Source organism: Mediterraneibacter sp. 210702-DFI.5.30, assembly GCF_020560115.1.
In the GTDB taxonomy this organism is placed as follows: domain Bacteria; phylum Bacillota; class Clostridia; order Lachnospirales; family Lachnospiraceae; genus Mediterraneibacter; species Mediterraneibacter faecis.
The window spans coordinates 41684-52010 of sequence record NZ_JAJCME010000017.1 but is presented as its reverse complement, the minus strand read 5'-3'; the positions used below and the strand labels follow the sequence as shown (position 1 = coordinate 52010).

General features: G+C 39.6%; 9 protein-coding genes. All 9 read left to right on the top strand.

The features are described from left to right. Positions 1 to 110 precede the first annotated feature (110 nt). The gene (gene asnB / locus LI126_RS13605) at positions 111 to 1991 is read left to right on the top strand and encodes an asparagine synthase (glutamine-hydrolyzing) (protein WP_226865773.1); all 1881 of its coding nucleotides are present in this window, start codon (positions 111 to 113) and stop codon (positions 1989 to 1991) included. Positions 1992 to 2075: 84 nt separating this feature from the next. After that, positions 2076 to 3365 carry an FtsW/RodA/SpoVE family cell cycle protein gene (locus LI126_RS13600; RefSeq protein ID WP_020435760.1) on the top strand — a complete coding sequence of 430 codons (1290 nt, stop codon included), beginning with the start codon at positions 2076 to 2078 and terminating at the stop codon, positions 3363 to 3365. A 110-nt stretch (positions 3366 to 3475) separates the two neighbouring features. After that, positions 3476 to 4315, top strand: a complete 840-nt coding sequence (locus LI126_RS13595; protein ID WP_055144726.1) for a DegV family protein — start codon at positions 3476 to 3478, stop codon at positions 4313 to 4315. A gap of 56 nt (positions 4316 to 4371) precedes the next feature. Next, positions 4372 to 4611 (top strand): hypothetical protein, encoded by a 240-nt coding sequence (locus tag LI126_RS13590; RefSeq protein ID WP_020435762.1) that lies wholly within the window; start codon positions 4372 to 4374, stop codon positions 4609 to 4611. A 146-nt stretch (positions 4612 to 4757) separates the two neighbouring features. Continuing rightward, positions 4758 to 5867, top strand: coding sequence for an acyltransferase (locus LI126_RS13585; protein ID WP_227165574.1), 1110 nt, complete (start codon positions 4758 to 4760; stop codon positions 5865 to 5867). A gap of 300 nt (positions 5868 to 6167) precedes the next feature. After that, positions 6168 to 6605 carry a division/cell wall cluster transcriptional repressor MraZ gene (gene mraZ / locus LI126_RS13580; RefSeq protein ID WP_015528857.1) on the top strand — a complete coding sequence of 146 codons (438 nt, stop codon included), beginning with the start codon at positions 6168 to 6170 and terminating at the stop codon, positions 6603 to 6605. Between the two features lie 44 nt (positions 6606 to 6649). Continuing rightward, positions 6650 to 7585: a 16S rRNA (cytosine(1402)-N(4))-methyltransferase RsmH gene (gene rsmH / locus LI126_RS13575; RefSeq protein ID WP_020435765.1), complete on the top strand. Its 936-nt coding sequence runs from the start codon at positions 6650 to 6652 to the stop codon at positions 7583 to 7585. A 98-nt stretch (positions 7586 to 7683) separates the two neighbouring features. Then, a complete protein-coding gene (locus tag LI126_RS13570) occupies positions 7684 to 8223 on the top strand; it encodes a hypothetical protein (RefSeq protein WP_118113609.1) in 540 nt (179 codons plus the stop codon). Between the two features lie 6 nt (positions 8224 to 8229). Further along, positions 8230 to 10248, top strand: a complete 2019-nt coding sequence (locus tag LI126_RS13565; RefSeq protein ID WP_227165573.1) for a peptidoglycan D,D-transpeptidase FtsI family protein — start codon at positions 8230 to 8232, stop codon at positions 10246 to 10248. Positions 10249 to 10327: the final 79 nt, after the last annotated feature.

Below are 10327 nucleotides of genomic sequence, written 5' to 3'. Positions count from 1 at the left end.
CTCGCCCCATCGCCAAAGGCGATTTAAAATGGCGAGATGCGTTGCTGGTCGCACAACGTGTGAACAGTAACAAATATACAGTTGACAGTAATTAAAAAAGGAGAAGGCATATGTGTGGATTTGCAGGATTTGTCGGAGAAGTTGATGACAGAGAACAGGTACTTGTTAATATGATGAATACAATCGTACACAGGGGACCGGATAGTGCGGGAAAGTATGTGGATGAAGATGCAGCACTCGGATTTCGCCGTCTGAGTATCATAGATCTTTCTTCCGTTGGTGATCAGCCGTTGTACAATGAGGATCGCAGCATGGTTCTTGTATTTAATGGAGAGATTTATAATTACCAGGACCTGAGAGAAGAACTGAAAGCGGCAGGTCATGAGTTTGTATCGAATACAGATTCAGAGACACTGATTCATGGATACGAAGAGTGGGGCGAGAAATTGGTAGACCGTCTTCGCGGAATGTATGCTTTTGCAATCTGGGATACAAAGAAGAAAAGATTGTTTGCAGCGAGAGATATTTTCGGAATCAAACCGCTATATTATGCGAATATGAATGGTACATTGATGTTTGCTTCTGAAATCAAAGCATTTATGGAGCATCCGAAGTTTGATAAGGTGTTCAATGAAGAGGCGCTTGGCAACTATCTTTCTTTCCAGTTTGTTCCTACGAATGAGACATTTTTTAAAGGAGTGTTCTGTGTACAGCCAGGACATTACTTTATATATGAAAATGGAAAAATGAACATTACACGTTATTTTGAACCTCATTTCACAGGAGACTGTAAGAAGCCTTTCAAAGAAGTGGTGGATGATGTAGAACGTGTGATGAAGGATTCCGTTGAGAAGCATAAAATCAGTGATGTAGAGGTTGCTTCTTACCTTTCCAGTGGTGTGGACTCCAGTTATCTGACTTATCTGGGACAGGTGGATCGTACTTTTACAGTCGGATTTGATGAAGGAAAGTACAGTGAGATTCAGGATGCAAAGGAATTTGCAGCAAGCATTAACATGAAGAATGACGCTAAGGTGATTTCACCGGAAGAATATTGGGATAAGCTTTCGGATATTCAGTATTATATGGATGAGCCGGTCGCAGATCCAGCTGCAATCGCACTTTATTTCCTCAGTGCAGAAGCGTCCAAGAAGGTTAAGGTAGTTCTTTCAGGAGAAGGTTCTGATGAATTGTTTGGAGGATATAACATATATTGTGAACCTTTGGAGCATACTTCTTTTAATAAAATACCGATGCCGGTACGCCGTTTCCTGGGGACGTTTGCAGAACGCTGTCTGCCACGTGGTATGAAGGGAAGAGGTTTCCTTATGCGTCACGGAAAGACACTGGAAGAGAGATATTTCGCAAATGCGACGAATATTTTTACAGAGCGTGAGGCAAATCGTATTTTGAAAAAAGGATGTAAGCCGGGAATCCAAAAAGTGACAAAACCATTGTATGCACGTGTAAAAGGAAAGGACCCTGTGACAAAGATGCAGTATGTGGATCTTCATTTATGGCTGGTGCATGATATTCTGATGAAGGGTGACAAGATGGGAATGGCGAATTCTCTTGAAGTCAGAGTTCCGTTCCTTGACAGAGAAGTACTTGAACTTGCCGAGACACTTCCGTTAAAATACAAAGTACGTGCGCCAAAGACGAAGGTTGCATTGCGTGCTGCGGCAGAGCGACATATCAGAAGTAAGACAGCGGAGAAGAAGAAACTGGGATTCCCAATTCCGATTCGTGTATGGTTGAAGGAAGAGAAGTATTATAATATTGTAAAAGAGATGTTTGAGTCTGATGCAGCGAAGAAGTTCTTTGATACGAAGCTCCTGCTTAAGATGCTTGATGATCATAAGAACGGAAAGAATACGAATGAGAAGACAGATAACAGTCGTAAGATCTGGACAGTTTATATCTTCCTCGTATGGTATGACAGATTCTTTGAGCATGGAAAACCGGTTCATCCGGCGATGAGTGTTCAATAATAAAACGTGTATTTATATCATTTGTTTTAAGAGTGCTGGATAAAACAAGCAGAATTGATACAGATGTTTAGACAGGGAGTATGTATGAGAAACTATGAGAGTGATGCTTATAGGAAGTATCAAAGCTCAATAGAGCAGAGACAGAAGGTTGTGAGAACGTCAGGTTCTCCGTATTCTCAGCAGACTGCGGTACAGGGGAAAGGGCAAAGGGCAGAAATGTCTGCGAGTACAAAACGCAAAAGGACAAGAGAAAAAGAAAAACTTTATTATGATTATGATCTGCTTCTTGTAATTATTTTTCTGATGTGTTTTGGACTTGTGATGCTTTACAGCAGTAGTGCTTACAGCGCACAGGTTGATTATAAGAACGATATGTTCTTTTTCACAAGACAGGCAATGATCGGGATTATCGGATTCATTGTAATGTTTATTGTTTCTAAGATTGACTATCATCTATATGGTGCTTATGCAAAAGAATTATTTTGGTTTTCAATGTTTTTGATGGCATTGGTGCAGACACCACTTGGTAAGACTGTAAATGGAGCAAGAAGGTGGATCAGGCTTCCTGGTGGCTTGTCATTGCAGCCGGCAGAGTTTACGAAGATTGCGGTGATTCTATTTATAGCATATGAAATCTGCCTCTTGGGGCAAAAGGCGAAAAAACGGGATGGAATTAAGATTCTGCTTGGTTATGGTCTTGTTGCAACACTGGGAGTTTTTCTATTGACGGATAATCTGAGTACAGCAATTATTGTGTTTGCAATTACATGTATTTTAATTTTTGTTGTACATCCGAAGACAAAACCATTTATTGCTGGAGTAATTGTAGCAGGAATCGTGGGAATTATTGGGATTATTTTTTTGAAATATACACTTGCGAAAAGTGATAACTTTCGTATGCGCCGAATCATTGCATGGCTGAATCCGGAGGCGAATGCTGATACAGACAGCTATCAGTTCTTGCAGGGGCTATATGCAATTGGTTCAGGTGGATTTTTTGGAAAGGGTCTTGGGAATAGTACGCAGAAATTACATGCAATACCAGAGGCTCAGAACGATATGATCCTTGCAGTTATCTGTGAAGAGCTGGGAGTGTTCGGCGCAATTATTATTTTGTGCTTGTTTGCTTTCATGCTGTATAGATTACTGTTTATCGCAAGAAATGCTCCGGACTTGTATGGTGCGTTGATCGCAACAGGTATTTTTGCACATATTGCACTGCAGGTTACTCTGAACATAGGAGTTGTAACAGGACTACTGCCGACAACCGGTGTTACCCTTCCGTTTATTAGTTATGGAGGTACAGCGATTGTAATATTGTTGGCTGAGATGGGAATTGCGCTTGGAATATCATCTAAGATACGGTTGAAATAAATTCTCCCTCTTTTCAACTTGACTGAAGTGTGTTATATTAATATGTAGTATTAAAAACCACGTAAAGTAGGATGGAAAAATATGCGATAGAGCATGGGAGGATATAAGTTATGAGTTACAGAGTGATCGTAGATAGTTGCGGAGAGCTGACCCTACAGATGAAGGAGAGTGGGATTTTTAAGACGGCTTCTCTTAGCATGGAAGTGGATGGCTTTCACATTCCGGATGACGAGACATTTGATCAGGCTGATTTTTTAAGAAGAGTGGCTGCAAGCGAGGAATGTCCGAAGTCATCCTGTCCGTCCCCGGAGCGTTATATGGAATTATACAAATGTGATGTTGACAGAGTCTATGCAGTTACTTTGTCAGGGGAATTGAGCGGATCTTATAACAGTGCACTTCTTGGAGAGAAACTTTATAAGGAAGAAGGCGGAGAAGAAAAGATCCATGTATTTAACTCTCGTTCAGCATCTGTCGGAGAGACGTTGATCGGACGAAAGATTCAGGAATGTGAAGAAGCCGGAATGGATTTTGAACAGGTAGTTGAAACGGTAGAAGCTTATATTGAAGAACAGCATACGTATTTTGTTCTTGAGAATCTTGATACACTTCGTAAGAATGGACGACTGACAGGACTGAAATCTCTGGTAGTCAGCGCATTGAATATTAAGCCTGTTATGGGTTCTACCCCAGAGGGAACAATCTGTCAGTTGGATAAGAGCAGAGGGATGAAGAAAGCTTTGGCGAAGATGGCAGAGCATGTCGCGAAGGACGCTGTAAAACCGGAGGAGAAGATTCTTGCAATTGCACATTGCAACTGTCCGGAACGTGCAGAGGTCGTCAGAAAATTGATTTTGGAGAAAGTAAAGGTGAAAGATTCCTTTATTGTAGATACAGCAGGAATTAGTAGTATGTATGCGAATGATGGTGGAATTATTGTTGTACTTTAAGATGTGCTGTGGTAAAATAATTGCTAAAGACCTAATAGGAAGGGAGCAGGCAAGAGATGAGTCAGGCGAAGGTGGATCGTTATAAGAAGGAAAAGGCGGACCGAAAGAAGACAATGCGTAAAGAGAAGATCATGCGCAATGTAAAAAGATGTGTAGCGGGAGTAATTGTACTTGCAATTGTTGGCTGGTTCGGATATTCAGCATATGATCTGCATTCTTCCAATCAGGAACGTGCAGTTGCAGAAGTGAATTATGACTCTGTTAAGGATTATCTAAGTACACTTTCAGCAGAATAAAATGAATAGCATTTGATAACGTGAGATATGGCATGTGCCATATCTCTATTTTATTCAAGTATTTGCAACTATTTCTATTGACAAAGCAAAAAACAACCATTAGAATGATACAGATAATTATTCGGATTAAAATTAGGGAGATACCTATGATGAAAAAAAGAAATATTAACCTTGATATTATTCGAAGTATTGCAGTGTTTTCTGTATTATCTGTGCATTTTTTTTTGAATAATGGATTTTATACGGAAATAATAAAAGGAAAGCGGATGTTTGTCATGTTTACAATGCGGACAGCGTTTATGATATGTGTTCCTCTTTTTGCAATATTAACAGGATATCTTATGAATAAAAAAATCTTGTCGAAAACCTACTACTTAGGATTAGTGAAAACATATATAACATATTTGCTGGCGAGCGTTTTTGACATTTTATTTTTAAGTTGTTATACATCAGAACATATTGGAATACGGACTTTTATTTTAAGAATTCTTAATTTTTCTGGTGCTGGATATTCATGGTATGTTGAAATGTATATTGGGTTGTTTTTAATCATTCCGTTTTTAAATTTGATTTATAATGGATTAAAAGATAAAAAACAAAAGCAGCTTCTTGTAGCTACAATGCTTTTCTTGACTACCATTCCTTCCTTACTTAATATATGGGGAATCGATGGTCCGATTAAAGCAATATTCTTTCCAACTGAATCAACAAGAATTCTGCAGATAATTCCAGATTATTGGCAGTTTTTATGGCCACTTACATATTATTACATCGGATGCTATCTTAAAGAATATGGAGCAAAACTTTCTTCTGGAAAATCACTCTTATTGTTTATGGGTTTTCTGACAATATTTGGCTTTTTTAATTTTGGACGTAATTATAATAATGTCTTTTTCGGAGCTTCATATTATGAATGGTATGGATTTGAGCCGCTGATTCTATCGGTACTTACGTTTATTTGTATTTTGAATCTTGATACTTCTAAAATAACAGAACGAACTATACTTTATAAATGTTTTACCAAAATTTCAGAGTTGTCATTAGGAATATATTTAGTGTCTTCAGTTTTTGATACGATTATCTATAGTAAACTTAATGCATATGTTCCTTCTGTTCCGGGAAGACTAGAATATTATGTACTGGTTGTACCTATTGTTTTTCTTCTTTCATTTATTACATCACATATCTTACATGTTATACAAAACACATTGACTAGATATGTTCAAAAAAGATATAGATATATTTCTAATCATTAAAATAATTATTGCTGTTTTAGACAGTGTATCAATGATCGTTAACTTTTAATTATAAGAAGGTTAGCGATCATTTTTTTATGACGTTATTTCGGTAGATAGACCTGAATGAAGTTTGGAAAGAAACAAAAAAGTTAAAAAAAGGACTTGAAAAAGGGAGACACGTGGTTTACAATGGAACTAAGTGGTGAGAAGTGGTAGAATGTGGTGCAATATGGAGAAGGAGTGGAAGCAAAGGGATTACGGTAGTGATACCTTTAGCGAACGCGAACATTTCCATAGATTCCAGAGAAAGGGTTTCGTATGTTATTAGGAGAGTTTAACCATAACATAGACGAAAAAGGCAGACTGATCATCCCGGCAAAGTTAAGGGAAGATCTTGGTGACAGCTTCGTAATCTGTAACGGATTAGAGGGCTGTCTATTTGTCTATTCCCAGGAAGAATGGAATAAATTCGTAGCCGAACTCGAAAGCTTACCACGAATGAACAAGGATGCCAGAATCTTTAAACGCTACTTTTTTGGAAGTGCATCTGAGGGCAGTTTCGACAAGCAGGGGAGAGTTCTTGTCCCACCGTCACTTAGAAAGAATGCACATCTGGAGAAGGAAGTAGTTCTGGTCGGAGTCCAGGATCGTGTTGAGATCTGGGACAAGGCACTCTGGGAAGAGAAAAACCAGATCAGCGAGGAAGATCTGGATGCGATTGCAGAACGTATGGAAGCGATCGGAATTCGCATCTGATGACAACAAAGACCGCCAAGTGAGGCAGTCAGAAGGAGGAGTCTATGGCATTCGAGCACGTTTCAGTGCTGTTGCATGAGACAGTAGACGGTTTGAACGTAAAACCGGATGGCATCTATGTAGATGCCACGTTAGGTGGAGGCGGACATGCATATGAAGTCTGTACAAAGCTTGGCGAGCAGGGGAGATTAATAGGTATAGACCAGGACGCTGATGCAATTAAAGCAGCAGGAAAACGCCTGGAAGGTTTCGGGGAGAAGGTCACAATAATCCGGAGCAATTATTGTGATATGAAACCGCGGCTTCATGAGATAGGAATTGACAAAGTAGATGGAATTACAGTAGATCTTGGAGTTTCTTCTTATCAGTTGGATACAGCTGAGAGGGGATTTTCATATCGGGTTGACGCACCTCTTGATATGCGTATGGATCAGCGTCAGAAGATGACAGCCAGAGACATTGTCAACGACTATAGTGAATCGGAACTTTATCGTGTGATTCGTGATTATGGCGAGGACAGATTTGCTAAAAATATCGCGAAGCATATTGTTGCAGAACGCACAAAAGGTCCGATTGAGACAACAGGACAATTGAATGAGATTATCAGTCATGCAATACCAATGAAGATTCAGAAGACGTCAGGACATCCGTCAAAGCGTACATTTCAGGCTCTGCGAATTGAATTGAATCATGAGCTTGATGTTTTGCGGGATACATTAGATGATATGATCGATCTGTTGAATCCAGGAGGAAGACTTTGCATTATTACATTTCATTCGCTTGAAGACAGAATTGTGAAGAGTTCTTTCCGTAAGAATGAGAATCCGTGCATTTGTCCAAGTCATTTTCCGGTTTGTGTATGTGGAAATGTATCCAAAGGGAAAGTGATCACCAGGAAGCCAATCCTTCCGTCAGAAGAGGAGCTGACGGTAAACAGCAGATCAAAGAGTGCAAAGCTTAGAATCTTTGAACGTGCATAATTTGATATCACAGGGAGTATTTAGAGTATAAACGAAACGTTCCTCCGGGAAGGGGAGAGCCCGGCGGAACAAGAATCCAGAGAAAGGACAGGAAAGCGATGGCGAGAAACACAGGTCGCAGACAGCAGAATAGACCAGCAGCAGACTGGAACCACTTCTATGTGTACGGTAGTGCCGTGCGTCAGCCAGAAGCTTTACCGTCTGGAAATGGGACAGTTCGTAAGCCGAAGAAAAAAAGAACAAGCCGTCAGGTGATTAAAAACCGGCATCGTGCGCAGCGGATCAGTCCGGCATATGCGACTTTTCTAATTGTGGCGGCAGTCTGTGCGGTTTTTATATGTGTTATGTATTTACGCTTACAGGCAGATGTTTTGAATCGTGCAGATCAGATCACAGCGCTGCAGCAGGAACTGACGGATCTGAAGGAATCAAATGATACTGCACATCAGGCAGCGGAAGATTCTGTTAATCTTGAGACTGTTCGTGAAAAGGCAATGAACGAGATGGGAATGGTTTATGAGTCTCAGGGCAAAGTGATTCATTATCAAAGCCCGACAAGTGACTATGTAAAACAGTATGATAACATTCCGGAAGATGGCGTTTTAGCGCAATCCAAGGATGTGAAAAATAAGGAATAATGGAAGATGGCAGGAAGAAAAAGAAGGAAGAACAGATTTCAATTTCTGACTAAAAAATTCCCGGTAAGAATGCAGAGAAAGCTGGTACTGCTGTTTATAGCAGTTATACTGGCTTTTCTTGTTCTTGTAGGAAGAATTACATACATTAATGTTACGAAGGGAAGCAAGTATACAAAGCTTGTACTGAATCAGAAAATTTATGACAGTAAGACAATTCCATATAAACGTGGAGATATTCTGGATAGAAACGGTACAAAGATAGCGACAAGTGAAAGGGTTTATAATGTGATTCTTGATGTTGCTGTAATGACAGATAAAGAAGAATATATAGATCCTACGATTAAAGTATTGAATAAATGTTTCGGAATCAGTGAAAAGACAGTACGAGAGATTGTAGAAGAAAAACCTAATAGCAGATATGTTATATTGAAAAAAGGAATCGATTACGAGACGGCTCAGAAATATAATGAGATAAAGAATGATACTGAGAATTATCCAAATGTAAAGGGAATCTGGCTGGAGGATGATTATAACAGAACATACCCATATAATACGCTGGCAAGCGATGTGATAGGCTTTACTTATTCCGGAAATATAGGAGCAATTGGAATTGAGAGTGCTTACAATGATGTTATGACGGGGACAGATGGAAGAGAGTATGGTTATCTGGATGAAGATGATACAGTCGAACAGAATGTAAAAGCAGCAAAGAATGGGAATAATGTTGTTACAACAATAGATATTACCTTACAGAGTATTGTGGAAAAATACATTCAACAGTTCAATGAAGAACATGCCGGAGAAGAAGGAAGTGGAGTGACCGGTAGCAAGAATACAGCGGTTATGATCATGAATCCGAATACCGGAGAAATTCTGGCTGAGGCCTCTTACCCTAATTTTGATTTGAACAAACCAAGAGATCTGTCCAGTATTTATTCCGAAGAAAAATGGAATGCGATAGATGAGAAGGATCAATTGAACATATTGAGTAGTATATGGAGAAATTTCTGTGTCAGTGATGCATTTGAACCGGGGTCTACGATGAAACCATTCACTGTTGCAGCCGGATTGGAGACAGGAACTCTTACCGGAGATGAATCTTATTATTGTGGTGGTTATCTTCATGTGGGGGATAATGATATCGGATGTCATCTTCGTTCCGGACATGGAACAGAAAGCACAATGGATGCGATTGCCAATTCCTGTAACGTTGCATTGATGGAAATGGCGGAAAAAATCGGAATTGATAATTTTATCAGATACCAGCATATTTTTGGCTTTGGAGAATATACGGGAATTGACCTTCCGGCAGAAGCATCAACAGCAAGTCTTCTGTATACAACTGATACGATGACACCGGTTGATCTTGCAACGAATGCTTTCGGACAAAACTTTAATGTGACAATGACTCAGCTGGCAGCAGGGTTCAGTTCTCTGATCAACGGTGGTTATTATTATGAACCGCATGTTGTAAAGCAGATTCAGGATGAGAATGGAAATGTGATTGAAACGAAGAATCCCGTATTGCTCCGTAAGACGGTTTCGACAGAAACATCTGAATTAGTAAAAACATATTTACAGGCGGTAATGCAGTATGGTACAGGTAAGAGAGCACAGGTAGAAGGATATGATATTGGAGCAAAGACCGGTACAGCGCAGAAACTTCCACGTAAAGACCAAAAATATCTGCTTTCTTATATCGGATATGCTCCACAGGAGAATCCGGAAGTTGTTATCTATGTGGTAATTGATGAAGCAAATGTAGATGCACAGGATAATAGTTCGTTGGTTCTTGAACTTGCGAAGAATATCATGTCAGAAGCATTTCCGTATCTTGGTATCACAACCATAGAAGAGACAGGGGAAAGTCAGACACAGCAGAGCGGTCAGAGCTTTGAAGATACAGAGTATTCTGATTATGATCAGGACTATACAGATGATTACAGTAATGAAGACGGCTCATATGTTGATGAAAATTATAAGCCGGATTTGGACAGCTGGGCAACATCATCCAATATAGATTAAGTGTTATAGCAGACAGGCAAACAGGAATAACTTCGAAAAAGACATAATACATTGTAGAAATGTCTTTTTCGGAGTTATT